This is a genomic window from Janthinobacterium kumbetense, from assembly GCF_023703445.1.
In the GTDB taxonomy this organism is placed as follows: Bacteria; Pseudomonadota; Gammaproteobacteria; order Burkholderiales; family Burkholderiaceae_D; genus Janthinobacterium; species Janthinobacterium kumbetense.
The window spans coordinates 1-25,865 of sequence record NZ_JAMQGR010000007.1; the positions used below are offsets into that span (position 1 = coordinate 1).

Genomic DNA, 25,865 nt, shown 5'->3' on the forward strand with positions numbered 1-25,865 from the left:
TGCGGGTTCGGCGTGCGCAGCGCCTGTTCCTTGAGCATGCGCAAGGCGTCGGCCAGCGAAGGCACGCCTTCCCAGCGCAATTCCAGGTTGTAGTTCAAGCCGCCGCGGATCAGGTGCAAATGCGAGTCGTTCAGGCCGGGAATGACGGTGCGGCCAGCCAGGTCGATCACCTGCGTGGCGGGGCCGCGATGACGCATCGCGTCCTCGACGTCGCCCACGGCGAGAAATTTGCCATCGGCGATGGCGACGGCGGACGCCAGCGGCTGCGCCCTGTCGACCGTGTGAAAACGGCCATTGAGCAAGATCGTGTGTGCATGCATGGGAACTCCCGATTCAGGTGAAGGATACGCCCCCGCCGGCGGGCGGCGGTGGCGCGATATCAATAAAATCTCAATGGCCTTCGCTGGCATTGAACATGGATTTGGCGTAGATCAAGCCCAGGCCATAGCCGCCGCCGTGCGCCACGGCCGTCGCCACCGTCTCGTTGTAGGTCTCGCCGCGGGCCCAGTCGCGCTGCAGTTCCAGCAAGTATTGCACGGACGTCATCGGCTGCGCGCCCGCCTGTATCATGCGCTGCATGGCCATCGCATGGGCTTCGTCGGAGACGTCGCCGCTGGCGTCGGCGATCACGTACACGTCAAAGCCCTGCTCCAGCGCCGACAGCGCGGGGCCGACGATGCACACGGAGGTCCACAGGCCGGCCAGCACGATCTTGCCCTTGCCGTAGCCATTCACCTTGTCGGCGATGCGCGCATCCTCCCAGGTATTCATGCTGGTGCGGTCGATCGGCGCCTGCTCCGGGAAGACGGACTGGATTTCGTCAAAAATAGGGCCGGAGAACGATTTGGCCGCCACCGTCGTCAGGATCGTCGGCACCTTGAATTCCGCGGCCGCCTTGGCGACCAGGGCCGCATTGTTGCGCAGCAAGGCCAGGTCGATGGAGCGCGTGGCGAACGCCATCTGCGACTGGTGGTCGATCATGATCAGGGTATGGTCGTTCGGGGTCAGCAGTTTTTGGGCGGCTTGGGCGGTAGCGATAGGCATGATGTTTTCCTCAGTGAAAATAATTGAATATCAAAGTAGTGGTATCCGGCCCGCACAATCTTGCGCCTTCCTTCTTGCGCTGCCATGTTGCGTGTCAGTGACAGGCAGTATGCACGCACAAAAAGGAAAACAAAAACGGAAAGAATGCCAAGCTATATTCGATTTTTTCGATGATATAAAATAAGCGCACCGCAACCAATCGCACGGAGGAAAACATGGGGTTTGAATTCAGGATCGCGGCCAGCCTGACGGCCGGCCAGCGCCAGCACATCGAACAGCTGCTGGCGGCGCTGCCGCAGGCGGCCGACGGCATGCCCGGCACGGACGCCAGGCTGACGGAGGCCGGCCTGTATGTATGCCAGTACCTGCGCCCGGAGCCGTGGCACGGCCTGGACGCCGTGCGCGCCTGGCTCGATGCGCAGGGCGTGGACTACGCCGTCGCGGAGGTCGACGACTGACGCTACAGGGTGCCTTCCAGCATCACGCGCCAAGTGCGGTAGGTGCCCGTATCGACCGTGCGCAGCGCGCTGCCCCCGCCATCCGCATACAGGCTGCGCGTGCGGTCCGCCTGCCGCAGCAGGTTGGCGCCCGACACGCGCAGGCGCAGCGTGTCGCTGACCTTCCACAGCGCATACACATCGAGTTCGCGCCGGGCGCCTTGCCAGGCCAGCAGCTGGCCTGACTCGCGCGACGGCCCTCCCGCCTGGTAATGCAGGTTGCCGCCCACGGCCAGCGGCCGGCTGGCCAGCTGGTAGTCCGCGCCCAGGTTGGCGCTCCACGGCAGCTGGCCATCGAGGCGGTTGTACGGGCCGGGAACGGCATCCACCGCCGACCAGTTGCGCGCCAGATTCGCCCGCAGGTCCAGCGCGGGGGCACGGGGGAACAGCACCGCCAGCGGCAGCTTCGCTTCCAGTTCGATACCGCGCACCTGCGCCCTGCCATTGTTGGCGGGCGTGGCCACCCAGCGCCCGTTGTCCTGGTACAGCCGGTCCAGCATCACGTCGCGGATGCGGCGCCAGGTGGCGCTGGCACTGAGCATGGCGCCCTCGCCCAGGTAGTACTCATAGGCCGCGTCCAGGCCCCACGCCATTTCCGGGCGCAGCGCGGGGTTGCCCTGGTTGTCGGGATTCGTGGGACTATTGCCGTTATCGACCGCGTACGGGCGCGGGATCAGCTGGAAAATCTGCGGCGCCTTGTACGTGCGCGTGACGGCCAGGCGCACCTGGTCCTTGCCGGCGAACTTCCACAGGCTTTGCAGCACGGGACTCCACACCTGCGCGCGCACGTCGACGGGGTTCGCGCCACCGGTGGCGCTGGCCGTGCGCCAGGTTTCCCAGCGCAGGCCCAGGTACAGCGACCAGCGCGCGGAGACATCCCACTCATCCTGCGCGAACAGGGCCAGGCGCCGCACCGTGACCGCGTAGTCCGCGTCCGGCAGGACGGGCGGCCCGCCCGGCTCCAGCTGGCGCTCGCGGCGATACTCCGCGCGCCGCCGGCGGCCCCCGTCCCAGCCCGCCGCCAGCGCGTGCCCCTCGCCCAGCGCCCGGCGGTAGGTGCCGCTGGCCTGCACGCCCACATCGTCCACGCCAGCGTCGACCAGGCGCACATTCGCCGGCCCAGGCAGAGCGCCCACGCCCCGGAACAGGTAATCGCTGCCGCGGTGGTTGATATCGACACCCAGCTTCACATCGAGGCTGGCGCCAGCTTCCAGCTTGCGCAGCCAGCGCAGGTCGCTGCGCACGGTGCTGCTGTCCTGGTCGAAGGTGGCGTCGTTGTCCGGATAGCCGGTGTGGCCGCCCAGGTAAGCCGTTTCCACCACATGGCGGCGGCTGGCCAGGCGACGCACGTTGAGCAGGCTTTGCCAGGCCAGGCTGTCTTCGCCCGCCAGCGCCCATTGCAGGCGGGGCGCCAGCTCGAACGTGTCGCTGGTCACGCGCTCGGTCAGCGGCATGCGGCGCACCACGGTGGCTATGCCGCCGGCCGCATATTCGCGGTTCCATTCATCGAGCAACCCGCGGCGCCCCGTGTGGCCAAGCGTGCCGGCCAGCGCGTACGACAGGCGCCCGTCCTGGCTGGACCATTGCACGGTGGCGCTGCCGGCGGGCATGCCGTTGCTGGCCGAGCCGCCCAGCTTGTAGGTGCGCTCGCGCCGCTTGGCGGATTTCTTCAGCACGATATTGATGGAGCCGGCGATCGCCTGGGCGGAAAATTCCGCCGTGGCGGCGCGCATGATTTCCACGCGCTCGACCAGTTCCGGGTCCAGCGCGTCCAGCGAAAAACCGGCCGGCACGGGGTCGCCGTCGAGCATGACGAGGGTGTAGCCCTGTCCCAGCCCCCGCAGCTGGAGCTGCCCGCCCTGCCCCGTGCCGGCCGGCGCGCCGATGGTAATGCCGGGCAGGCGCTTCAAGGCATCGGACAGGACGCGGTCGCCCTGGCGTATCAGCTCATCGTGGCCGACGACCATGCCGGCGACGGTATCGTTGCGGCGCTGCTCCAGCTTGCCCGCATTGACCGTCACGGAAGGAAGGGTGTCTTCGGCACGGACGTGCGCCGTCAACGGCAGCGCAAGGCTGCACAGGAAAATACTCAATCGCATGGGAATTCCAGAAAGATGGCGGTTGCCGGATGAATGGTTGCCGGGCCAGGCGCGCCGCGCCCGCCCGGCCTGCAGTCAAAAACAGGCGTCAGCGGCCGAACTGCTGCTTGCGCATGCGCAGGGCCCGCGCGCTGGCGTTGGCATCGAGGCCAGCGAGCCACTGCTGCGGATCCTGCAGACGCCCGTTGCGGGTGACCTGGAAATGCAGGTGCGGCCCCGTCGCCAGGCCCGTCGCGCCCACCGTGCCGATGGGCTGCCCCGCCGTGACGGCCATGCCGGTAGTGAGCGTGACCCGGTCGAGATGGGCATACAGCGATTCGACGCCGCCGCCATGGTCGATGCGCACGGCCTTGCCGAGGCGCGCATCCTCGCTGACGCTGGCGATGCCGTCGGCCGCCGCATGCACGGGCGTGCCCCGCCTGGCGCCCAGATCGATGCCGCCATGGCCTTGCGGCGTGATCTCGCGCACCACGCCAAAGAAGCCCGTCACGCGCATGGTATCCAGGGGATTGCGCCAGGCGGCGGGCATGGCTGCCGGCGCGGCAGCCGCCGTCCACGCCAGTGCCGGCTGCAGCGCCAGGCTGGCCGCGCCGATTGCGCACAACAGCAGCACCGTCAGCACCCGCAAGGCGGGAGGCAGCCGCTCCTGCCCGTCGCGCATGCGCAGCAGGCGCTCGGCCATGCCGCCGCCGCCAAACGCCAGTCCCGGCAGCGGCTGGGCCTGCAAGCCCAGCTGCTTCACCAGCGCCGCCGCATATTGCTGGCGCTGGCGCGCGGGGCGGCCGGCCAGGACCTGGCGGTCACAACCGAGCTCCTGCGCCCAGGCCAGCTTGCCGGCCAGCCAGCGCGCGGCCGGATGAAACCACAGCAGCATCTGCAGCATGGTGGCCAGCAGCAACAACATGGGATCGCGGCGGCGTGCATGGGTCAGCTCATGGGCGATCACCATCTGCTGCTGTTCCGGCGTAAATTGGGCCAGGTGCGCCGGCAGCAGCAAACGCGGCCGCCACACGCCCACCAGCATCGGCGAGATCGGCGCATCCACTTCCAGCACATCCGTGCCATGCAGGCGGCGCCGCTGCGCCAGCTGCAGCAAGGTGCGCAACGTGGCGCGACCGCGCTGCCAGCGCCAGGCCGTGCAAGCGACGCCCAGCAGATAGACGAGGCCCCAGGCAGCCGGCACCAGGGACAGCCAGGAAGCGCCGGATGGCAGCCCGGCCGCCGGCGCATCCACAGCCAGCGGCACGCCGGACGCTGCGCTGGCCAGGGAAACGGGCACACTCAGCTCGGGCACCACGCTCAGTTGCCGCGCGTCAGGCAGCAACGGCAGCACGAAAGCGGCAGCCAGCACCAGCTGGGCGCCCAGCCACACGCTGCGCTGGGCCGCCAGCGCGGGCCAGCGCCGTTGCGCCAGGTACAGCAAGCCTTGCAGCAGCCAGCCGCTCAGCAGACAGGCGGCCGTCGCCTGCAGCAAGGTCAGGGGAAACAAGCTCATCGCTTACTCCTTGCCGTCCAGAGGCCAGTCGTGCAGCAACTGCTCCAGCGCCGCCAGCTCCTGCTGGTCCACCAGCTTGCTGCCTGTAAACATACTGACCGGCAAGGGGCTGTCGATTTCCATCACGCGGCGGCCGAAGTCATGGGCGAAGGCGGCCAGGGTGGCCACCTTGTCCGCGTTGGCTTCATACACGAGCACGCCATGCACGCTGCGCTGCAGCAACATCCCCTTGTCCAGCATGCGCTCCACGGTCTTGCGCGTGGACGAAAACGACCAGCCCAGCTCCTCTTCCACGCGGGCGTGCAATTCACGCGCGGACAGCGGCTGCTCTTTCCACAGGGCTTTCAATAACGATAGTTCGGTGACGGAGGGCGTGCTCATGGCGATTCCTTCTAGTGACTGTTGACACAATTATGCGACAACAGTCACACGCACGCAAGCGCTATTTGCGACACCTGTCGCATGCACTGGCGCCCTAGAACTCGTCCCACGCATCGTCCGCCGGACGCTGTTTCCTGGCTGAAACTTGCGGCGCACGGGGCTGCGCCCCCTTGGCGGGCAGGCGGGCGGCGGGACGGGACGCCAGCGCCGGCGTGGCGGCCGCCTGCGCCGTCTTGAACACGGCCACGGCGTCGGCCAGGCGGGCCGCCCTTGCCCGCCACGGACTCGGCCGACGCGGCCAGGCCATTGGCTTCGTGGGCGTTCTGCGCATTCTGCTGGACCGTGCCCGTCAGTTCTTCCATCGACGACGCCGTCTCTTCCAGCGAACTGGCTTGCTGTTCCGTGCGCGCCGACAGGTCGAGGTTGCCCGAAGCGATCTGGCGCGAAGCCGTGGCGATGGTTTGCGTGCCGCTGCGCACCTCGGTGACGATGCGCGGCAGGCTGGCCGTCATGTCCTGCAAGGCCTGCATCAGCTCGCCCGTCTCATCCTTCGAGCCCACCGCCACCGGCACCGTCAAGTCGCCTTGCGCCACCTGCCTGGCCACCTCGATGGCCGAACGCAAGGGCCGGCTGATATTTCTGGCCAGCCACATGGCGATCATGCCGGCCAGCAACATGGCCACCGCGCCGCCGCCCAGCAAGACCCAGCGCGTCTGCGCCTGCAAGCCTGCCAGCGCCTGCGAACGCTGCGCCAGCAGCGCCGTTTCCGCGTCGCCCACTTCCTTCAGCAACGCGCGCATGGCGTCCATGCCCTGCTTGCCCCGACCCTCTTTTTCCAGCGCCAGCACGGGCTCGATGGGGGTCGTGCCCTGCGCCACGGCGCGCCGCAGCGCGATCACCGGGTCGAGCGCGCCGGCCAGCCAGGCTTGCTGGGCAGCATCGAGTTTCGCCAGGCGTTGCTGCTGGACAGGATTGTCGCTGGTCAAGGCGCGCGTCCTGTCGAGGTGGCTGCGAAACGAAGTCTTGCCCACGGTGTAGGGTTCCAGCGACGCCTCCGCGCCCGTGATCACGTAGCCGCGCTGCCCCGTTTCCATATTGATCAGGCTTTCCAGGATGGCGTCATTTTCACCGAGCACCTGGTAGGTGTGGGTATTGATGGCGTTGGCGTCGGCCAGTTTCGAGAAATTCAAGGTGGCTACTGCGACCAGGACGGCCAGCAGCAAGACAATGGCGCCGAAGCCGCCGTACAGGCGGGTGGCGATGCGAAGGTCGGCAATGCGCATGGTATTCCTCCAGGAACAAGAACCCCGGCAGCGCGGCGATCCCCCCGCGCAAGGGGTGCAGGCGGGAATTCTACCCAGATTTACGCCGGGGCAGCGCGCCCTTGCCGCATTTTTCTTTACTTGCGGCATTGCAAACCTGAAACAAAACAGGCGCGTTTTTGCCATGCTGTTATACTTCGCGTGTGCGGCACATATGACCAGTCCCCTTGCCGCTGTCTTTCGACCCCTAATCTGATTGCCTGCGACTGGCGCCCCACGATGGCGACAGGCCGATCTCACAATAAAGTTACCATGTCCTTTTCCTCCCTCGGATTGTCCGACGCTATCGTACGTGCCGTTACCGAACACGGCTACACCGTGCCGACCCCGATCCAGTCGCAGGCGATTCCCGCCGTGCTGGCTGGCGGCGACTTGCTGGCCGGCGCACAAACCGGTACCGGCAAGACGGCCGGCTTCACCCTGCCCGTGCTGCACCGCCTGTCGACCGACGCCAATGGCGCGGCCATCACCAGCAACACCTCGACGCGCCCGATCCGCGCCCTGATCCTGGCACCGACGCGCGAACTCGCCGCGCAGGTCGAGGAAAGCGTGCGCGCCTACAGCAAGTACACGAAATTGAACTCGGCCGTGATCTTCGGCGGCGTCGGCATCAATCCGCAAATCAAGCAACTGAAACATGGCGTCGACATCCTCGTCGCCACGCCGGGCCGCTTGCTGGACCACATGGGCCAGGGCACCGTCGACCTGTCGAAAGTGGAAATCCTGATCCTGGACGAAGCCGACCGCATGCTGGACATGGGTTTCATCCGCGACATCAAGAAAGTGCTGGCCGTGCTGCCGCCAAAACGCCAGAACCTGCTGTTCTCGGCCACGTTCTCGGAAGAGATCAAGGCCCTGGCGGACGGCTTGCTGAACAAACCGGCCATGATCGAAGTGGCGCGCCGCAATTCGACCGTGGAAGTGATCAAGCAAAAGATCCATCCCGTCGACCGCGACAAGAAGCACCCGATGCTGTCCTACCTGATCAAATCGAACAACTGGACGCAAGTGCTGGTATTTACGCGCACCAAGCATGGCGCGAATAAACTGGTCGAGCAGCTGGGCGCGGACGGCATTGGCGCCCTGGCCATCCACGGCAACAAGAGCCAGTCGGCGCGCACGCGCGCGCTGTCCGAGTTCAAGGATGGCACCCTGCAAGTACTGGTCGCCACCGACATCGCCGCGCGCGGTATCGATATCGACCAGTTGCCGCACGTCGTCAACTACGACTTGCCGAACATTCCGGAAGACTATGTGCACCGTATCGGCCGCACGGGCCGTGCCGGCGCCAAGGGCGAAGCCGTGTCGCTGGTTTGCGTGGATGAGCACGAAATGTTGAAAGACATCGAAAAGCTGATCAAGCAAACCCTGCCGCGCGAAGTCATCGAAGGCTTCGAGCCGGACCTGAACGCCCGCGCCCAGCCTGTGCAATTGCGCAGCGGCACCGGTGGTCACCGCAACAACAGTCGCGCGCCAGCCGGCGCCGTGGTGCGCGTGAAAACGGGCGGCAGCGGCGCCAAGCCACGCAGCGCCGGCCCATCGGGCGGCGGTGGCGGCGGCAACCGTTCGGGCAATGCGCCGCGTTCGGCGGCGAACCATCGCTCCGGCGGCCGCGGCCGCTAAAACGCGGCCTTAAAGCTACTGCGCGGGGCGCTATGGCGTTTGCGTTGCTCGCCGTACTCTTGTACGGCTGCGCGACTCGACGCAATATCACTCCCGCTCGCTACGCTTTCAGGCCCCGTTTACCTGTATTAAAAATACAATAAAACCGTTCCAGGACTTGCTTCCGGGACGGTTTTTTTATGCACGCCACCATTTGCCGATTTGGGCTAGGATAGTGCCCATCATCCTCACCTGCGTGCTGCCATGCCGAACTTCGCTGCCAACCTCAGCATGATGTTTACCGAACTGCCCTTCCTGGACCGCTTTGCCGCCGCCAGGGAAGCGGGCTTCGATGCCGTCGAATTCCTGTTCCCCTATGCCGTCGAGGCGCGGCAGATCGCCATGCGGCTGGAACGCCACCAGCTGCATCTGGCCCTCTTCAACTTTCCGCCCGGCGACTGGGAACACGGCGAGCGGGGCATCGCCTGCGATCCGCGCCGCGGCGAGGAATTCCGCGGCAACGTGCAACTGGCGCTCAATTACGCGCTGGCGCTGGGGGCGAAGCAATTGCACTGCATGGCCGGCATCGTGCCGCCCGGCATGAGCCTGGAGCGGGCGCGGCAAAGCCTGATTGCCAACCTGCAATATGCGGCCGACGCCTGCCGTCCGCATGGCATCAACGTGCTGATCGAGCCGATCAACCGCTACGACATGCCCGGTTACTTCCTGAACCATAGCCAGCAGGCGGCCGACATCATCGCCGACTGCCAGCGCGGCAATGTCTTCCTGCAATACGACATTTATCACATGCAGCGCATGGAGGGGGAACTGAGCAACACCATCCGCGCCCTGCTGCCCCTGATCCGCCACATCCAGATCGCCGACACGCCGGGCCGCCACGAACCGGGCACGGGCGAGATCAACTACCGCCATCTGTTCAAACTGCTGGACCAGGTCGGCTACGCAGGCTGGGTCGGCTGCGAATACCGCCCCGCCAGCGATACCGTCGCGGGACTGGGCTGGCGCGAGCAATTGACGGGCACAGCGGGCACGCTGGGCGCCTGATCGCAGCGCGCTTGCGCCCGCACAAGGCGGCCGGCGCAAGCCGGCACGACAATACCTTTCCATACAGTATTTCCTGTCGAGAGGTGCCGTGTCCACCCTGCCCGCCTGCCATCGCCGCGCCCTTTGCCTGAAGCTGTACCTGAGCCTCTTCCTGGCTGCCGTGCTGTGCGGCTGCACCACCGCGCGCCCCGAGCTGGCGCAAGTGCGCGCCCTGGCGGCCGGCGCCGATGTCTTGACCGCCTTCAACGAACTGGCGCAGCGCCACGTGGACACTTACCAGCGCGCCCGCCCCTATCTGTCGCCGGCCGAAGACGCGCGCGAGCGCCTGCTCGATGCACAGCGCCGCGCCGCGCAGGCGGATGTGGCGCGTTTGGCGCAGGCCGTGCGCCTGTACCTGCAGGCGCTGGGCCGGCTGGCCGATGCCGATGCGTATGACGTGCAGTCCGAACTGGCCGGCGCCGGCGCCGCCATCCGCGCCTGGCCGGGCAGCGGCATCGACGACCGCCATGTCAGCGCCTACACCTTGTTGCTGCAGCAACTATCGCGCCTGGGCGGCGCGGCCAGCCAGCAGGCGCACCTGGCGCAAGTGCTGCACGAGGGCGATGCGCCGCTGCAAGCCCTGCTGGCCGCGCTCGACAGCTTGCTGGCGCTGTACGACAAGAGCGGCGATAACGAGCGCGACATGGTGCTCGGCTTGCTCGACGTGGAAATCGCGTATGCGGACACGCCGCAGCAGCGCCTGCTGGCCGTGCTGGCGAAAAACATGCAGCAAAGCAAAACCGAGGAATACCGCCTGGCTGGCCTGCGCCATACCCTGGCGCGCCGGCAACTGGCGGCACTGGGGCGCGAACACGCCCAGCTCGCCGCCGCCCTCACCACCACGGAGGCAAGATGGACGGATCGGTAGGCAGCGAACGCCGCGAAGCGGCTCTCAGCAGCGCCATGCGCGTCGAGCAATTGGCCGACAGCCTGTCGCAGGCGGCCGTCACCTTGCACGGCGCCGTCATGCGCGCCATCCGCAAGCGCGCCAGCCAGGGGGGAAACGGCATCAGCCTGAGCCAGGCGCAAGCCGTCTTCGCCCTGGAAGTGGCCTTGCGCCAGCAAGCCAACCAGCTGTATGCCGATGCGGCCGGGCACACGGTGGCGGGCCTGGAAACGGCGCAGCGCCAGCTCAGCGGCCTGCTCGACACGGTGCGCCTGCGCATCGCCCGCAACGACGACGTGCGGCACTGGATCAGCCTGGCGACGAGCTTGTTGCACCTGGGCAGCGCCGTCCTCGCCGGCAATCCCGAACGCATCCTCGGCGCCCTGGGCAAGGTGCGTGAGCGGCTGCAAGAGATGGCGCCGGACTGATTGAAATCGGCTGGCAAGCGCCTATACTGGGACGTCCCCGCCTGGCAATCGTGCCTGCGGGACGATGACCAGAGGAGACCAACATGCGTATCGAACCGTATTTGCAATTCGATGGAAACTGCGCGCAAGCGCTGGAATATTACCGCCAGCACCTGCATGGCAGCGACCTGTGCCTGATGCCGTATCGGGGCTCGCCGGCCCAGGCGCAAGTCAAGGAAGACTGGTACGACAAGATCATGCACGGCTCCGTGCAGCTGGGGCCGACCATGCTGATGGGCTCGGACGGCGGCTGCGACGAGGGCGCCAAGGGCATGAGCGGCAGCGCGATCTGCCTGACCGTCGACACGCCGGAAGAGGCGGAACGGGCCTTCGACGCGCTGGCGCGCGACGGCACCATCCAGATGCCCCTGGCGGAAACATTCTGGGCCAAGCGCTTCGGCATGCTGAAAGACCAGTTCGGCGTCGCCTGGATGATCAACTGCCTGAAAGAACCAGCATAGAACGGCCGCTGCCAGCCTGCGCCGCGTCAAACGCGGCGCGGGTGGTAGCGCAAGCAGAGTCGCCCATCCTGGACTACCATATAGGACAGACTCTTAACGGGTGATGGCCATGAATGGATTGCCGCAAGACCAGCTGCAGCGCCTGCAGGGCGTGCTGGAGCAACGCAAGCTGGCGTTGCTGGAACAGATCGAGAATGAAGCGGCCGAAGCGGACGCGCGCGCCTCGCTGCTCAATGAAATCGAAGCCTCGCCGGCCGACAACGCCAGCGTGCGCACCTTGAATGCCCTCGTCAGCGAAGCGGCCGAACACAACGTGGCGCAGCTGGCCATCATCAAGCACGCGCTGGCCAAGTTTGCCGACGGCAGCTACGGCCTGTGCGACAACTGCGGCGAAGCCATCGGCCTGTCGCGCCTGAATGCGCGTCCCGAAGCGCGCCTGTGCATCGATTGCCAGACGCGGCTGGAAAAAGCCCAGCGCTAGGCCGGGCAGCGGCGCCGCATGTCACCAGCCGTTGCTGCGTGACAAAGGGCAAGGCATCGCTGCCCTGCCCCCTGCTTTCCTTCCTTGCTGCTGCCTTGCGTCCCCCGCCAGCTTCTGTGCGCCGGCTGGGTGGACGGGTCTCCTCTACTGCCATTGCCCTGCTTCAAGTATCCGGCTGCATGCCGGATCAACTCATGTGCTGCCCGCCATTGATGGCGATATTCGCGCCCGTGACGAAGGCCGCCTCGTCGGACGCCAGGTAAGCGACCAGGGCCGCCACCTCGTCCGGCTCGCCCAGGCGGCCCAGGGGAATCTGCGGCAGGATCTTCGTTTCCAGGATATCGGCCGGCACGGCCGTCACCATCTGCGTGCGCAGGTAGCCGGGCGAGATCGTGTTGACGGTGATGCCGTGGCGCGCCACTTCCAGCGCCAGCGCCTTGCTGAAGCCGTGCACGCCCGCCTTGGCGGCCGCATAGTTGCACTGGCCAAACGCGCCCTTCTGGCCATTGACGGACGAGATATTGATGATGCGGCCCCAGCGGTTGGCCAGCATCGGTTCGAGCACTTGCTTGCTCATGTTGAACAGGCTGTCGAGATTGGTGCGCATGACCTCGGCCCAGTGCGGCAATTCCATCTTGCGCATGCTCTGGTCGCGCGTGATGCCGGCGTTGTTGACCAGCACGTCGATGCGGCCGAACTTTGCCAGCACGCTTGCCACGGCCTCGCTGCAGGCATCGAAATCGCTCACGTCGACGGCCAGCGGGTGGAAATAATACTGCTGCGTCTGCTGCTCGTCGAGCCAGCTGCCCACCCGCGCATTGCCCGGCGTATGCGCCGCCACGACGGCAAAGCCCGCCCCATGCAAGCGCCGGCACAAGGCCGTGCCCAGGCCGCCCATGCCGCCCGTGACCAGTGCTACCTTTTGTTCCTTCATTGCTGTCTCTCCCCGCTTGTTATGGTTGTTCTGCGTGGGATCAAGTGTAGGTGGCACTTTTGAAGCGGGCATTGCGCCAGATCAAAGGCTGAGCCTGCGTATTGCAGCGTCCGTCTGCGCTGCATCCATGCAGAGACAATTATCAAAATTATACTCCTCAAAGAGGTGATGGCACCTCGACAGGCAGGTCGTGCAAACCTTGCTTGACGGTAAGACTCACAGGGAGAACGCGATGGAAATCCAGGACGACACAGAAGCATTGAGGGACTTGTTCAACGATATCAATCCCGGCATGAGCGACGTGGAATCCGTGCATCAGGCGGAGCTCGATCCACAGCATGCGCTGGCCCTGATGGCCAACCCGAAAGCGGCGCTGAAAGCCATGGGCATCCCCGTCAGCGATGCCTCGCAAGTGCAGGTGACGATGAAGAACCGCGCCAGCCGCGCCATACTGGAGGTGGCGCAAAAGGCGGCGCAATTGCGGCGCGTCATCGTCATCGTGATTCATTACCGCAACTGCGACGCCGACATCATCATCATCGCCATGAGCTGAGGCAACAAGCACCGGCCGCAGTCGTGCGCGGCCGGCACCCGGGACTGTGCCAGAATGGCCACTACTGCACAGCGAGAGGACAGACCATGACGTACAAGACCGTATTGCTCCATATCGACGACAGCGCCGGGCGCGCCGCCCGCATCGACGCGGCGGCCAGCATCGCCCAGGCGTGCGGCGGCCACCTGACAGGCGTGGCGCTGACGGGCGTGTCGCGCCTGCTGTACCAGAACCAGCCCGACCTCGATGCGGACCCGAACCTGAGCTTGCACCTCAATTTTCTGCGCGAGCGGGCGACGCGCGCCCTCGACGGTTTCGAGGCGCAGGTGCGCGCGGCCGGCGTCGCTTCATTCGAGCAGCGCGTGCTCGACGACGAGGCGGCGGGCGGCATCAGCCTGCTGGCCCGCTATGCGGACCTGGTCGTCATCAGCCAATACAATGCCAGCGATAAATCGCCGTCCGTGATGCGCGACTTTCCCGCCTATGTGCTGCTGCATTCGGGCCGCCCCGTGCTGATCGTGCCGTATGCGCCGCCGCTGCCCCGGCTGGCGCCGCCGGCGGCCGCGCGCAATGTGCTCATTTCCTGGAACGCCAGCAAGGAAGCGAGCCGCGCCGTGAGCGCCGCCCTGCCCCTGCTGCAGCGCGCCGGACAAGTCCACGTAGCCATCTTCGACGCCCAGGTACATGCCGCCGAGCACGGCGAACAGCCGGGCGCCGAACTGACGCACTACCTGGCGCGCCACGGCGTGGAAGCGCGGCTGCATTTGCTCGATGGCGGTGGCGTGCGGCGCGGCGATATCGGCGAAGCGCTGCTGTCGCAGGCGGCCGACCTGTCGGCCGACTTGCTGGTGATGGGAGCGTATGGTCATTCGCGCCTGCGCGAAACCATCCTGGGCGGCGTCACGCGCACGATCTTGCAAAGCATGACGATCCCCGTGCTGATGGCGCACTAGGCGGGCGGACTGATGGCAGGACTAGCCGCCCTGCCAGGGCTGGCTGCGGATCTTCGCCACCTGGCGCTGCGCCAGCCACTGCCACAGCTGCAGGGCGGCGTCCTGCGGCAGCGCCGACATGTGGCGCGGCGTGGCCAGGGCGATTTCACAATCGCGATCCGACCATTCCTCGAAAGTGACTTCGCCTCCGCTAGCGACCTCGACCTGATACATCAAGCCATCGTCGTAGCCAAAGCGCAACAGGACGGCGGCCGGGCTGCCGTCCGGCGTGACGGCGCCGCCGCGGTACACCTCGGCCAGCGCATCGGCCAGCTGTGCCGGCGAGGGCGCGCAGATGTCGCGCCCATCGGCCCGTGTCAGAATGAACCATGCCTGTGTCATGACGCGCCCTCCTATCCATACTCGTTAGCATGCGAGGCAAGTACTACGGGCAGTCACCTTGGTCCAGTGTCACTTCGGGCGCGCGGAAACTATCCCTGTCGGCATTGTTTACCAATAATTACTCATACTAACAAGGATCATACCTAAATTTCATGCAGCGCGGAATTTATGCATCTTGCGCCACAGAAGCGCCAATTCACGCCACCAGCACGGGAATGCTGAGCGGATCGAAATCATGCCAGTCGCCATTGGCGATCGTGCCTTCCGCTTCCTCGATATGCTCGGCGCCCAGCCGGTGCAGCGCCTCGAGCGCCCGTTCGCGCTCGTCGAGGCCGCCCAGCGCGACGGCGATCAGCATGCCCGGATGGCGTGGCTGGCGGCGGTTTTCACCGTTGTCTTCGCCATTCTTCTCGGCTTCGCCCGCTTCCTTCATCTTGTTGAAACTGTAGAGCGAGCCCACGTGGGCGCCCACCAGCGCCCCCACGACCGGACCCAGCGGCCCTGTCGCCAGGGCGGTGGCCGCGCCGATGCCCGCGCCCAAGGCGGCCCCGACGGCCACACCTTCCACCACGCCCTCCGGCGTTTCCTTCGCGCCCGGCGACATGTCGCGGTCGCCGCCCAGCGCGTGCAGATCATGCTGCCCCGGCTGGTTGACAAAGAAGGCGCTGATGCGGCTGTCGGAAAAGCCCGCCTGGTTCAGCGCGGCGCGCGCGACGTCGATCTGCTCCTGCAACTGAAAATGACCTGCGATGATGCGTGACATGATACGGCCCTCCTCGTCGGCTGCTGGCGCACCATGCGCCGCCTCGATAGCGTGCGCCAGACAACGCCAGGATACCGTTCGCTTACGCACACAGCCGCTTACTCCCATGCCCAATCATATGCTCACTCAAGCAGACGCGCTGAAGGGGCTGCGGATATCCGACAGGAATTGTTGTGCACGCGCATGTTGAGGCCGCGCAAAGAAATCCTCGGGCGCGGCCCGTTCCAGCACTTGCCCGTGATCCATGAACCAGACGCGGTCCGCCACTTCGCGCGCAAAGCCCATTTCATGCGTCACGCACACCATCGTCATGCCGCCCTGCGCCAGGCCGCGCATCACTTGCAGCACTTCGCCCACCATTTCCGGGTCCAGCGCGCTGGTCGGTTCATCGAACAGCATCAGCGGCGGCTGCATGGCCAGCGCGCGGGCAATCGCCACGCGCTGCTGCTGCCCGCCCGACAGGGCCGCCGGCATGGCGCGCGCCTTATGCGCGAGGCCCACCCGTTCCAGCAGGGCAAGCGCCCGCTCTTCCGCTTGCTTGCGGCTCAGGCCGCGCAAGCGCTGCGGTGCCAGCGCGCAATTGTCCAGCACGGAAAGGTGCGGAAACAGGTTGAATTGCTGGAAAACAAAACCGATATGCGAACGGAAGGCGTTCACGTCCAGCCCCGGCGCGTGGATGTCCTGGCCCGCCACCGTGATGCGGCCCGAGGCGATCGGCTCCAGCCGGTTGATGGTGCGGATCAGGGTGGACTTGCCGGAACCGGATGGGCCGCACACGACCAGCACTTCGCCCTTGGCGACGTGCTCATTGATGCCGCTCAAGGCGTGATACTCGCCATAGTATTTGTTGACGTTGTCAAAGGTAATCATGCAGCCGCTTTCAAGAGTCGCGCCTGGCGCCGCTCGAGCCAGAAGGCGGCGCGCGACAGGCTGAAACATAAGACAAAGTACGTCATGCCCAACAAGAAATACACTTGCACGGGTTTCGTCAGCACCAGGCCATTGACTTGCGAGGCGATGAACGACACTTCGGCCAGGCCGATGATGTATCCCAGCGAGGTTTCCTTGATGGTCGAGACGAACTGGTTGACCAGGGACGGCAGCATGTGGCGCAGCGCCTGCGGCAGCACCACCGTACGCATGCTGTCCAGATAGTTCAAGCCCAGCGAACGGGCCGCCTCCACCTGTCCGCGCGGCACGGCTTGCACGCCGGCGCGCACGATTTCCGCCAGATAAATGCCGTCGAAGATGACGAGGGCCGCCAGCATGGTGCCGAATTGCCCGCTTTCATGGCCGGTGAGGCTGGGCAGGAAGAAATACGCCCAGAAGATGACGAGCAGCAAGGGGATGCCCCGTACCACGTGGATCAGCGCGGCGACGGGCCAGCGCAGCAGGCGCCAGGGACTCAAACGCGCCAGCCCCAGCAGCAAGCCGAACGGCAGGCTGAGCACCAGCGCCAGGCTGGCCAGCAGCACCGTCAGCGCCAGGCCGCCCAACGGCCCCTCGGGATAGCGTCCCACGAGGAAATACAGCCAGTAATCGTGGATCAGTTCCAGCATCAGGACACCTTCTTTTGCAGCAAGGCCGCCAAGCCCGCGATCACCAGGGAAACGGCCAGATAGGCCACGCTGGCAAAGACGAACGCTTCCACGCTGCGGAACGAAGCCGCTTCCACGCGCTGCGTCTGGTACATCAGCTCGGCCACGCCGATGACGGTGGCGATGCTGGTGTTTTGCCACAGGTTCAGGGTTTGCGACAGCAGCGGCGGCGCGGCCAGGCGCAAGGCTTGCGGCACGATGCACAGGCGCATGGTGGCGAGAAAGCCGAAACCCAGCGCCCGGCCCGCCTCGAATTGCTGGGCAGGAATGGCGCGGATGCCGCTGCGGATGTCTTCCGCCATGTAGGCGGCCGTATATAAGGTCAGGGCCGTGACGGCGCTGACGGCCTCGATATTGCCGGCATACAAGCGCTCCTTCCAGGCGTCGGGCAGCAGTTCGGGTGTGCCGAAATACCAGAACAGGAAGTGGGCCAGCAAGGGAACGTTGCGGATCAGCTCGACATACACGGCGCCAAGCCCGTTGAGCAGGCGCGACGGCGCCAGGCGCAGCATGGCCACGCCGCACGCCAGCGGCAGCGACAACAGCAAGGTGATGCCCATCAGTTGCAATGACAGCAGCAAGCCGGACAGCAACCAGTCTCGGTAGTCGCCGGCCAGCAAAAAGTTCAGATCAAACATGCGGAAGAGTCAGGCAAGGTTCAGGCGTCGATCTTGTCCGATTCAATTTTAAATGTGCGTTTCTGGAATTTCACATTGCTCGTCGGGCCATACCATTTGAAGAACAGTTTTTCCGCCTCGCCCGACTTTTCCAGCTCCCGCAGCACCTTGTCGACGGCGGTTTTCACGCCCGTCTCGCCCTTGCGGATGCCGAAGGCAAACACTTCCTGGCTGATGTTTTGCGGCAGCACAATGTAATCCTTTTGCGCAGCGCCCAGCTTGGCGTAGTTGTTGAGCAAGGAGACTTCATCGTCGACATAGCCGACGCCCTTGCCTTGCTGCAAGCCCAGATAGGCCTGGCCCGCCGTCTCGAACGTCACCACGTCCACGCCGGGCACGGCCTTGCGGATATTCGGTTCCTGCGTGCCGCCCTTGACGGTCAGCACTTTCTTGCCGGCCAGGCCAGCGACCGTCGTGATACTGCTGCTTTTTTTCACCAGCACGCGCTGGCCTGTATAAAACGTGGACAGGGAAAAATCGACCAGCGCTTCGCGTTCCTTGTTGTGCGTCAAGGATGCCGTCAGGATATCGATGCGGCCCTGCTGCAGTTCCGGAATGCGGGCAGCCACGGCCAGCTGCTTGATCACCGGCTTGACGCCCAGGCCCTGGGCGATGGCGCGGCACAGGTCGACTTCATAGCCGACCAGCTGGCGCGACTTGGCGTCGATGAAACTGTTCGGCTCGTCCGTGCCCAGGGTGCCGCAGACCAGCTCGCCCTTCGCCTTGATCGCGGCCAGCTGGTCCGCTTGCGCCACCTGCGTGAAGGCGATGGAGGTGAAAAGAAGCGCGGCGAAGTGTAGGCGGGTCTGCATGGAATTCCTCTGGTGGACAATGAATGCCGCCATTAGACCGCAGCGCTCTTATTTCCAAAAAGGAATCTTTTCACCCTTGCTTATGCAGAATTCATCTAAGAACACCTATCAAAACCTGCTGCGCGTCGTAATTTGCGGTCTGCGATGCTCACTGGCTCGGCGCCCCCGTACCTTCGTACAGTTGCGCTTCTCAAGCCAACGGGGGCGCCGAGCCTTCCTTCCGCTCGCTACGGTTTCGTTAGGTGTTGTAAGGCGTCATCTAAGGCGCCAGCGCCTTCGTCTCGCCGCCGAGGCGGATGATCGCCGCCCTGGCCCCCACCGCGCCCGGATAGCGGGGGTCGAGCTGCAGCGCCTGCCTGTACGCCTCGAGCGCCTGCGGGCGCAAGCCTTGTTCCACATAAAACTCGGCCAGGCTGTCCTGCAGATTCGCGTCGCGCGGATGCAGGCTGGCGGCCGCCTGCAGCACGGCCATGCCTTGCGCCACGGCGCCGCCGCCCTTTAGGCGATACGCTTCCAGGTTCAGCGCCGCCGGACTGGCCGCGCCCAGCGGGTCGCGGGCCAGCGCCAGGCGCAGGGCCGCGAGGGCGGGTTCCGTCTTTCCGGCGCGCAACAAGGTCAAGCCGTGCAGCGCATGCGCGCGGTCGCTGAGCGGATACAGTTCCACGGCCAGGCGGCTGGCCGCCAGCGCCGCATCCGCCTCGCCGCGCGCGGCCGACGCTTGCGCCAGATCAAGCAGTTCGGGCACGAAATCGGGATAGGCGCGCTGGCCGCGGAAGGCCGTGCGCAACTGGCTATCCAGGGCGGCGATGGATGCCGAGGCGGGCGCGGCCGGCCAGGCGATGGCGGCCGTGCGGTCCCAGCTGGCGGCCAGGGCCACGATGGCTTGCTCGAAGGCGGGGTCGAAGCGGGGCACGGTGCCGGCCTTTGCATCTTGCGACAAGCGGATATAGTCGCGCGCAAACGCCAGCGCGCCGCCGCGCGAGTAGGTATTCAGGTCGACGCCCGATTCGCGCAATGCCCGGGCCATGCTGGCGCCGGCCACGAGAAACACGCGGCCGCCCGCGGGATGGCGGGCCGCCTCGATGTAGGCGCGCGCCGCCTGGGCGTCGGGCGCCAGCGCTTGCCGGTTGATGTGCGTGAAGGCTGCGCGCGTGGCGGCCGCATCGGCATACGCCTGATCCGTGCGTTCGGCGTAGGCGCGGCCCTCCTCGAACAGGCCTTGCGCCACCTGGTAGGCGCGCTGCGCGCCCGCGTCGGCGATATACGTGTTCAGCTGCCACGGTTCGCCCGTGACCACTTCGAACAGGCGCTGCACGAAGGCTTCGGGATTGACGCGCTCGAGATTGGCGGCGACGGCGATGGTGAGCTTGCGCGAAGGAAAGCTGTACAGGTAGGTAACGGTTTCCGGCTGCTGGCCGCTGTGGGCGATGGCGTAGCGCCCGCCCGTCGGCAGGATTTCCCAGCCCATGCCGTAATTCGTCAAGCGGCCCGCGCGCGTGGCCATCGGCTGCACCATGGCGGCCACGCTGGCCGCCGACAGGATATTGCCTGCGTGAACGCCCCGGCCGAAGGCCAGCATGTCGGGCACGCTGGCGCGCGTGCCGCCGGCCGAAAAGCGGCTGCTGATGTCGACGAATTCCGAATTCTTCAACTCCTTGCCGGCCAGCCGGTAGCCGCGCACGCGGTGCGCGATCACGGCGTCCGGGTCGTCCATCACGGTGGCGTCCATGCCCAGCGGCCCCCACACGTGGCGCCGCATGTAGCCGCCATAGCTTTCGCCCGAGGCGCTCTCGATGACGGCGCCCAGCAGGTTGTAGCCATAGCTGGTGTAGCGGAAGCGCGTGCCCGGTTCGGCGATCAGGTCGAACTGCTCGAAGACGGCGATGGACTGGCGCGTATCCTTGTGCTCCTTGAAATGCTGTTCCACCCTGCTGTCGCGGTAGGCGTCGATGCCGCCCAGGTGGCCCAGCAGCTGGCGCACCGTCACGGGAAACGGCTTGACGGGGAAATACGGCACATAGGTTTGCACGGGCGCATCCAGGTCGATCTTGCCCTGTTCGACCAGTTGCAAAATGGCCACCGCCGTCATGGGCTTGGTGACGGACGCCAGCCGGTAGCTGGACTGGGCCGTGGCCGGCACGCGGTTTTCCAGGTCCGCATAGCCATAGCCTCTTACCCATTCCACGTCGCCCTGGCTGAAACCGACGGTGACGCCCGGGATGCGCTCCGCACCCATGCGCCGGGCCGCCCAGCCGTCGAAATCGGCCAGGCGCGCGGCCAGCGCGGCGGACGGAGCTGCGGGTGAAACAGAGGATGGGGCGGAGGCGGCCTGCGCCACGCCGCAGAACAGCGCCAGCGCGCCGGCGAAACCGTAGTATTTGCTGCTTTGCATAGTCATGATTCCATGGTGAGGGCCGTGTGCACAGCACGGCGCTGATGCATGGTAAATGTCTTTCACACGCCGTTGGCGGGCCGTGCACGAAATGCACGTGGCCCGCACGAACGGCACCGGCGTCGATGAAAATGTTGCAAAGAAGTAGTAAATGAGCAGCTACAATGCCCGCCATGCCCTCCGTCTTCCGCTACCTGTTGCTGTGCTGCCTGGCCTTGCCCTCTTTCGCCTGCGCCATGCATCCGCTCTCGCTGGACGACGGCTGGCGCACCTGCGGCAACACGGCTTCCGCGCCCGCCTCGCTGCAGCAGCTGGTCCGGCCGGGCCAGCTGCTGTGCGTCGAGCGCGATGTCGCCCTGGCCGCCACGCCGTCGTCGACGCAATTGCTGGTGCTGTCGGCGCTGGCTTCCAGCGAGCTGTGGCTCGATGGGGTCTTGATCGGCAGCAATGGCCAGCCGGCCAGCCAGGCCAGCGGGGAACGCGCGGGCGACGTCGATTTCGCCCTCCACCTGATGCCGCAGCAATTGGCCATGGGCACGCACCACCTGCGCCTGCTGCTGTCGACGCAGCAGGTGCCGGCCCACCTGGCATCGCCATTCTATGCGCTGTACCTGGTCGACCGGCAAGATTACCGCGCGGCGCTGGCCTGGTACCGGTTGCCGCCACTGCTGCTGGCCGGGGCGCTGGGCGCCGTCGCCCTGCTGTTTCTCGCCTTGACGGTACTGTACCAGCGGCAGCGGCACTGGGCCATGTTTGCGGCGCTGTGCCTGGCGGCGGCGCTGCTGCTGGTGGCGGAACTGTGGCGCAGCTTTGCCGGCTATGCCTATCCCTCGCACATGCCGCGCCTGTACGCCGTCAGCGCCCTGACCAGGCTGTTTTCCGCCTTGCTGCCCCTGTATTTTTATACGGCTTACCGCCTGCCCCGCTGGCCGCTGGCGGCGGCGGCCCTGCTGGCGGGCATCGCGCTGGCCGGCGCGCTGCCCACGCATTTCGACGCCCGCTGCTGGCTGATGTTTCTGACGGGCCTGGCGGCGAGCCTGGCGCTCAACCTGGGCGCACTGTGGCGCCGCCTGCCGGGCAGCCGCGGCGGCACCTTGATCGCGCTGGCTTCGTGCGCCCTGTTCCTGCTGACGGGCAGCCAGTTTGCCGAAGGCGGCTTCGCCCTCGTCGTGTGCTTCCTGCTGCTGCCTGTATGCGCGCAATTGCTGGCGCAGCTATTGCGCGAACGCAGCAAGGCGGCGCGCGCCCAGCAGCTGGAAAACCAGCTCTTGCGCAAAAGCATGCAACCGCACTTCCTGATGAATTCCCTCAGCTTGATCAGCGAACTCAACGCGCAATCGCCGCAGGCGGCCGAAACCTTCATCGAGGCGCTGGGGGCCGAATTGCGCATGCTCAACGAGTTTGCCCAGCAGCCCAGCATTGCCCTGACGCAGGAACTGGCCCTGTGCGAGAATTACCTGAGCATCATGGGCACGCGGCTGCAGCAGCCGTGCCGTTTGCAGCTCGACGGCGAGGCGGCAGGCATCACCGTGCCGCCCGCCCTGTTGCTGACGGCGCTGGAAAATGCATTCAGCCACAACCGCTACCGCCACGGCGCGGCCTTTATCCTGCGCATCGCACAACATGCGCAAACGCAAATACTTACCTTGCAGCTGCCCGAAGGCGAGGCGCGCCCCCATGCGGGCGGCGGCGTGGGCGAACAGTACATCCGCGCCAGCCTGCACGCCGTGTTCGGCGATGCGGCCAACTATGCCAGCGCACAGCAAGCAGCAGGCTGGCGCCTCACCTTTACCTTGCCGGCGGCGCCATGAATGTGTTGATACTGGAAGATGAACCGCTGATCGCGCAAGGCCTCGAACGCGAAGTGCGCGCGCATTTCGGCGCGCGCCTCAGCAATCTGGTGCTGCATGACAATGTGCCGCAAGCGCTGGCCGCCCTGGCGCAGGGGCAAGGGCAGGAGCAGATCGACTTGCTGCTGCTGGATTTGCACCTGCACGGTGCGGACGGCTATGATTTGCTGCGCCTGGCCGCCGATGCGCGCTTCCAGACCATCATCGTCTCGGCCCACGCGGAACGCTCGATCACGGCCTTCGAGTTCGGCGTGCTCGATTTCGTCGCCAAGCCTTTCAGCCGCGAACGCCTGCACAAGGCGCTGCAACGCTATACGGGGTGGCACACGGAAGCGGCTTCGCTGTCCGTCAAGAAACGGGGGGCGCTGGAATGGATCGCCATGGCCGACATCGACCACGTGCAAGCCGATGGCCACTACAGCAATATCGTGCTGTGCAGCGGCGAGCAATGCTTTCACGACTTGCCTATCGACAAGCTCATGGCCCTGCTGCCGCCCCACTTCCTGCGCGTGCACCGCTCCTACATCGTCAACAGCCTGGGCTTCAAGCGGCTGCAGATCGGCGCGGGCGGCAAATACGCGCTCGACACGCAGACGAGCACGGGCATCCCCGTGTCGCGCAGCAGCTATCCCGCGCTGAAACAGCGGCTGCTGGGCTGAAGTCCCCGCTTACCAGTGCGGTGCGTAATTGGGGAATGGCGAGGCCATGTGCTCGGGTTCCACGGGCGGCGCCATCCAGTCGCGCGGGTCGACCTTGTAGTACTGCAAGAATTGCGCATACAGTTCTTCATGGTGTTCGGCCATCTGGTACGGCTTTTCAAAGAAGGTTTCCGTGGCCACGGCAAAGAATTCGGCGGGATTGGTGGCGCCGTAATGGTCCATCACGCTTTGCTGCTGGACCATGGCGTCGTGGCGCAGGTTGTCGAAGTCGCGCGACAGCACGGTGGCCCAGCTGCGGTAGCTCGACACGCTGGGCAGGTAGGGCGCGCCATTCGCGGCGCCCGATTCGCTGTCGAGCTGGTGGGCAAATTCATGCAGCACGACATTGTGGCCATCGCTCCAGTCGGCCGCGCCCCGCTGCACGTGGTCCCAGGCCAGCACCACGCGGCCATCGCCCCAGGATTCGCCCAATAAGCCATTCGCCGACGGCGTCACCACGCCGCCCGGCCCCACTTCATTGCGCGTGACGATGAATTCCGTGGGATACACGAGGATGGTGTCGAGTTCGGGATACACCTGCGTCTGGCGGTTCAGCAACAGCAAACAAGCCTGGCCGGCGATGGTGTAGCGCATCTCGTCCGTGATTTCCAGGCCGCCGCAGCCGACGAATTTCTTTTGATACAGGAATTGCACGACGAGGCGGCGCAACTGCTCCTGCAGCAGCGCCGGCATATGCTGATAGACGGGGATATTGTTTTTCAGCACGGCCAGGCCTGCGGCCGGCAAGGGTTTCGCCAGGGCACGCTTCAGACGCCAGCGGGGGAACCACAGCGAAAAGACGATGGCCACCGTGACGAGGGCGATCCACAGCAGCGGGTTCATGCGGCGGCCCGTTTCAGGCAAGGCAGGGGCAGACACGGTAACAAGGCGGCGTAGGCAGACAAGGACAAGCTCCTTCGAATGAACCCCGCATCGGGACGGGCGGGCAGTCCAGCCCACATGGGGTTGATTAACATCTTTTCAATCCGCCAATATCAAAGGGCCGGCTCGAACGCCAAAAGCCGGGTTGCAACCCGGCTTTCATTCTTTCATTACAACGTTACAACGCCTGACAAAACCGTAGCGAGCGGCGATGATTTGTGGCCAAGAAGCGCAACCGTACTCTGTACGGGGGCGCCGAGCCGGTGAGCAGCGCAGGCCGCACGCCGCGCGAGGTTTGATCAGGTGTTACTCTGCAGCTTTCTGCTGCGGCGCACCAAACAGGGCGGCCACCAGCGGATCGCGCGTCACGGGACCACGGTTGACGCGGATGGCGTAATGCGTGTCATCGGCCAGGATGTGGAAGTGACGGCCGCTGCCTGCCATGCTTTGCTCGCGCAAGCCTGGACGATCCTTGCGCGGTGGCGCGCCTTCGCGTTTTGGCTGGACGATGGCGGCCAGGAAGGCGCGCACGCGCTCAGGGTCTGGCGTCAGCTGGTACACTGCCTTGCCCAGATAGGTGGCGGTGCCTTCGATGTAGCGGGCCAGTTCGATCACGCCCGCTTCGCGCAGGTCGCGGATGTATTTGCGGGCGCCCGATGGCGAAAACTTGAGGAACCAGGCGATTTCGTCGGCCAGCATCTCGTGCAGCGACAATTCGCCGATCAGCTTTTGCATGTTTTCGATGCGGCGCAGGGTGGCCGACGTCGAACGCACGCGCTCGATCGGTGCCATGGAAATGGGATTCATGCGTTCCGGGGGGATAGGTGCTGCGCGTTCTACCATTTGCGAGCCTTTTTCGGGGCTACGAAGTTCCTGGTGCGCTGCCTTTAATTCGCTCTTCACGTGAGACTGAGTCATTGCATGCATTTGAATACTCCTTTTAAACGATTGCCGGTAGCCCGGATTGTTAAGTTCTTGGCAATTTTTATACCAGAACACCACGAATCCTGAGCGTCTGGGCACAGAATGCCCGTGTCGGCGGCTGCGGTCTGTGCGTTAACGAACATTAGAAGCAAGAAAGTGAAAAATATTGCCCTATTGAATTCTTTCTCTCGTGGCATCTAAAAAAGACATCTAAAAAACCGGCATGACGAGCCTGTGCCGCCATTCGTGGCGCAAAGTGAAATAGCGAACAGAAGCGGAAACGCCATTGCAATAAATTCAAGCTTCGCGCGCGGCGCCTGCCGCCCGCATCGCGAATCTTCGACTCTTGCAAAGGAAACATCATGAAAATGCCCGCCCTGTTGGCCGCCGCCTTGCTCGTCACCCTGTCCGCCTGTAAGAAACCGGCCGAGCCGCCCCTGCCCGAAACGGCGCCCAATCCCGCTTCCACGCCACAAGTGATGCCTGCCCCCGTCACGCCAGCCATGCCGGAAACCGGCCCGGGCAGCACGACGCCGCCTGCGCCGCTGACCGATCCCGCCACCGCGCCCGCCCTGCCGCCGGCCACGGCGCCGAAGTAAAGCCTACAGT

28 protein-coding genes are annotated in these 25,865 nt (G+C 65.5%); 12 read left to right on the plus strand and 16 right to left on the minus strand.

The genetic code is table 11. The features are described 5' to 3' along the window. Window positions 1-320, minus strand: a 320-nt coding sequence (locus NCG91_RS18690) for an amidohydrolase family protein (protein ID WP_251350750.1), incomplete at its 3' end; no start/stop codon positions are given. A 70-nt stretch (window positions 321-390) separates the two neighbouring features. Further along, window positions 391-1,044 (minus strand): hydrolase, encoded by a 654-nt coding sequence (locus NCG91_RS18695; protein ID WP_251350751.1) that lies wholly within the window; start codon window positions 1,042-1,044, stop codon window positions 391-393. Window positions 1,045-1,259: 215 nt separating this feature from the next. Here NCG91_RS18695 and NCG91_RS18700 point away from each other — a divergent pair, with 215 nt between their 5' ends. After that, entirely contained in the window at window positions 1,260-1,502 is a 243-nt protein-coding gene (locus NCG91_RS18700; RefSeq protein ID WP_251350752.1) for a hypothetical protein, read from the plus strand. Between the two features lie 2 nt (window positions 1,503-1,504). Here NCG91_RS18700 and NCG91_RS18705 read toward each other — a convergent pair whose 3' ends face one another. From NCG91_RS18705 to NCG91_RS28060, 4 genes are all read right to left on the minus strand, one after another. Then, window positions 1,505-3,640: a TonB-dependent receptor plug domain-containing protein gene (locus NCG91_RS18705; RefSeq protein WP_251350753.1), complete on the minus strand. Its 2,136-nt coding sequence runs from the start codon at window positions 3,638-3,640 to the stop codon at window positions 1,505-1,507. An 88-nt stretch (window positions 3,641-3,728) separates the two neighbouring features. Then, a complete protein-coding gene (locus NCG91_RS18710) occupies window positions 3,729-5,135 on the minus strand; it encodes a M23/M56 family metallopeptidase (RefSeq protein WP_251350754.1) in 1,407 nt (468 codons plus the stop codon). Window positions 5,136-5,138: 3 nt separating this feature from the next. Then, a complete protein-coding gene (locus NCG91_RS18715; RefSeq protein ID WP_251350755.1) occupies window positions 5,139-5,516 on the minus strand; it encodes a BlaI/MecI/CopY family transcriptional regulator in 378 nt (125 codons plus the stop codon). A 44-nt stretch (window positions 5,517-5,560) separates the two neighbouring features. Continuing rightward, window positions 5,561-6,799, minus strand: coding sequence for a methyl-accepting chemotaxis protein (locus NCG91_RS28060; protein ID WP_285817177.1), 1,239 nt, complete (start codon window positions 6,797-6,799; stop codon window positions 5,561-5,563). 291 nt (window positions 6,800-7,090) lie between these two features. Here NCG91_RS28060 and NCG91_RS18730 point away from each other — a divergent pair, with 291 nt between their 5' ends. The 6 genes from NCG91_RS18730 to NCG91_RS18755 all read left to right on the plus strand — a co-directional run bounded on the left by NCG91_RS18730 (window position 7,091) and on the right by NCG91_RS18755 (window position 11,839). After that, window positions 7,091-8,461: a DEAD/DEAH box helicase gene (locus NCG91_RS18730; protein ID WP_099664857.1), complete on the plus strand. Its 1,371-nt coding sequence runs from the start codon at window positions 7,091-7,093 to the stop codon at window positions 8,459-8,461. A gap of 243 nt (window positions 8,462-8,704) precedes the next feature. Further along, window positions 8,705-9,505: a 2-oxo-tetronate isomerase gene (gene otnI, locus NCG91_RS18735; RefSeq protein ID WP_251350756.1), complete on the plus strand. Its 801-nt coding sequence runs from the start codon at window positions 8,705-8,707 to the stop codon at window positions 9,503-9,505. An 88-nt stretch (window positions 9,506-9,593) separates the two neighbouring features. Further along, entirely contained in the window at window positions 9,594-10,412 is an 819-nt protein-coding gene (locus tag NCG91_RS18740) for a hypothetical protein (protein WP_251350757.1), read from the plus strand. Further along, window positions 10,397-10,858: a hypothetical protein gene (locus NCG91_RS18745; RefSeq protein ID WP_099664860.1), complete on the plus strand. Its 462-nt coding sequence runs from the start codon at window positions 10,397-10,399 to the stop codon at window positions 10,856-10,858. Before NCG91_RS18740 ends, NCG91_RS18745 begins: the two co-directional genes overlap by 16 nt. Window positions 10,859-10,941: 83 nt before the next feature. Continuing rightward, complete coding sequence (locus NCG91_RS18750) at window positions 10,942-11,358, plus strand: VOC family protein (RefSeq protein WP_251350758.1); 417 nt, start codon at window positions 10,942-10,944, stop codon at window positions 11,356-11,358. A gap of 109 nt (window positions 11,359-11,467) precedes the next feature. Continuing rightward, complete coding sequence (locus NCG91_RS18755; RefSeq protein ID WP_251350759.1) at window positions 11,468-11,839, plus strand: TraR/DksA family transcriptional regulator; 372 nt, start codon at window positions 11,468-11,470, stop codon at window positions 11,837-11,839. A 187-nt stretch (window positions 11,840-12,026) separates the two neighbouring features. Here the strand turns inward: NCG91_RS18755 and phbB are convergent, their stop codons facing one another. Next, window positions 12,027-12,773 carry an acetoacetyl-CoA reductase gene (phbB, locus tag NCG91_RS18760; RefSeq protein ID WP_251350760.1) on the minus strand — a complete coding sequence of 249 codons (747 nt, stop codon included), beginning with the start codon at window positions 12,771-12,773 and terminating at the stop codon, window positions 12,027-12,029. A gap of 232 nt (window positions 12,774-13,005) precedes the next feature. Here phbB and NCG91_RS18765 point away from each other — a divergent pair, with 232 nt between their 5' ends. After that, window positions 13,006-13,326 (plus strand): hypothetical protein, encoded by a 321-nt coding sequence (locus NCG91_RS18765; protein WP_251350761.1) that lies wholly within the window; start codon window positions 13,006-13,008, stop codon window positions 13,324-13,326. An 86-nt stretch (window positions 13,327-13,412) separates the two neighbouring features. Next, window positions 13,413-14,279 carry a universal stress protein gene (locus NCG91_RS18770; RefSeq protein WP_251350762.1) on the plus strand — a complete coding sequence of 289 codons (867 nt, stop codon included), beginning with the start codon at window positions 13,413-13,415 and terminating at the stop codon, window positions 14,277-14,279. Between the two features lie 21 nt (window positions 14,280-14,300). Here NCG91_RS18770 and NCG91_RS18775 read toward each other — a convergent pair whose 3' ends face one another. The 7 genes from NCG91_RS18775 to NCG91_RS18805 form a co-directional block, all read right to left on the minus strand. Then, window positions 14,301-14,660: a hypothetical protein gene (locus NCG91_RS18775; protein ID WP_077401630.1), complete on the minus strand. Its 360-nt coding sequence runs from the start codon at window positions 14,658-14,660 to the stop codon at window positions 14,301-14,303. 196 nt (window positions 14,661-14,856) lie between these two features. Further along, window positions 14,857-15,423 carry a glycine zipper domain-containing protein gene (locus NCG91_RS18780; protein WP_099664866.1) on the minus strand — a complete coding sequence of 189 codons (567 nt, stop codon included), beginning with the start codon at window positions 15,421-15,423 and terminating at the stop codon, window positions 14,857-14,859. 126 nt (window positions 15,424-15,549) lie between these two features. Beyond that, window positions 15,550-16,293 (minus strand): amino acid ABC transporter ATP-binding protein, encoded by a 744-nt coding sequence (locus NCG91_RS18785; RefSeq protein WP_251350763.1) that lies wholly within the window; start codon window positions 16,291-16,293, stop codon window positions 15,550-15,552. Next, entirely contained in the window at window positions 16,290-16,982 is a 693-nt protein-coding gene (locus tag NCG91_RS18790; RefSeq protein ID WP_099664868.1) for an amino acid ABC transporter permease, read from the minus strand. Before NCG91_RS18790 ends, NCG91_RS18785 begins: the two co-directional genes overlap by 4 nt. Further along, window positions 16,982-17,659: an amino acid ABC transporter permease gene (locus NCG91_RS18795; protein ID WP_251350764.1), complete on the minus strand. Its 678-nt coding sequence runs from the start codon at window positions 17,657-17,659 to the stop codon at window positions 16,982-16,984. The genes NCG91_RS18790 and NCG91_RS18795 overlap by 1 nt, the downstream gene beginning before the upstream one ends. Window positions 17,660-17,679: 20 nt before the next feature. Next, entirely contained in the window at window positions 17,680-18,510 is an 831-nt protein-coding gene (locus tag NCG91_RS18800; RefSeq protein ID WP_251350765.1) for a transporter substrate-binding domain-containing protein, read from the minus strand. A gap of 259 nt (window positions 18,511-18,769) precedes the next feature. Further along, window positions 18,770-20,902 carry a beta-lactamase family protein gene (locus NCG91_RS18805; RefSeq protein ID WP_251350766.1) on the minus strand — a complete coding sequence of 711 codons (2,133 nt, stop codon included), beginning with the start codon at window positions 20,900-20,902 and terminating at the stop codon, window positions 18,770-18,772. A 164-nt stretch (window positions 20,903-21,066) separates the two neighbouring features. Here NCG91_RS18805 and NCG91_RS18810 point away from each other — a divergent pair, with 164 nt between their 5' ends. Further along, window positions 21,067-22,713: a histidine kinase gene (locus NCG91_RS18810; protein ID WP_251350767.1), complete on the plus strand. Its 1,647-nt coding sequence runs from the start codon at window positions 21,067-21,069 to the stop codon at window positions 22,711-22,713. Next, window positions 22,710-23,411 (plus strand): LytR/AlgR family response regulator transcription factor, encoded by a 702-nt coding sequence (locus tag NCG91_RS18815; RefSeq protein WP_251350768.1) that lies wholly within the window; start codon window positions 22,710-22,712, stop codon window positions 23,409-23,411. Before NCG91_RS18810 ends, NCG91_RS18815 begins: the two co-directional genes overlap by 4 nt. Before the next feature lie 9 nt (window positions 23,412-23,420). Here NCG91_RS18815 and NCG91_RS18820 read toward each other — a convergent pair whose 3' ends face one another. Next, window positions 23,421-24,293 (minus strand): M90 family metallopeptidase, encoded by an 873-nt coding sequence (locus tag NCG91_RS18820; RefSeq protein ID WP_251350951.1) that lies wholly within the window; start codon window positions 24,291-24,293, stop codon window positions 23,421-23,423. A gap of 345 nt (window positions 24,294-24,638) precedes the next feature. Then, window positions 24,639-25,139 (minus strand): winged helix-turn-helix domain-containing protein, encoded by a 501-nt coding sequence (locus NCG91_RS18825; protein WP_010396453.1) that lies wholly within the window; start codon window positions 25,137-25,139, stop codon window positions 24,639-24,641. A 479-nt stretch (window positions 25,140-25,618) separates the two neighbouring features. On the opposite strand from NCG91_RS18825, the gene NCG91_RS18830 reads away from it, so the two are divergent. Next, the gene (locus NCG91_RS18830) at window positions 25,619-25,855 is read left to right on the plus strand and encodes a hypothetical protein (protein ID WP_251350769.1); all 237 of its coding nucleotides are present in this window, start codon (window positions 25,619-25,621) and stop codon (window positions 25,853-25,855) included. Window positions 25,856-25,865: the final 10 nt, after the last annotated feature.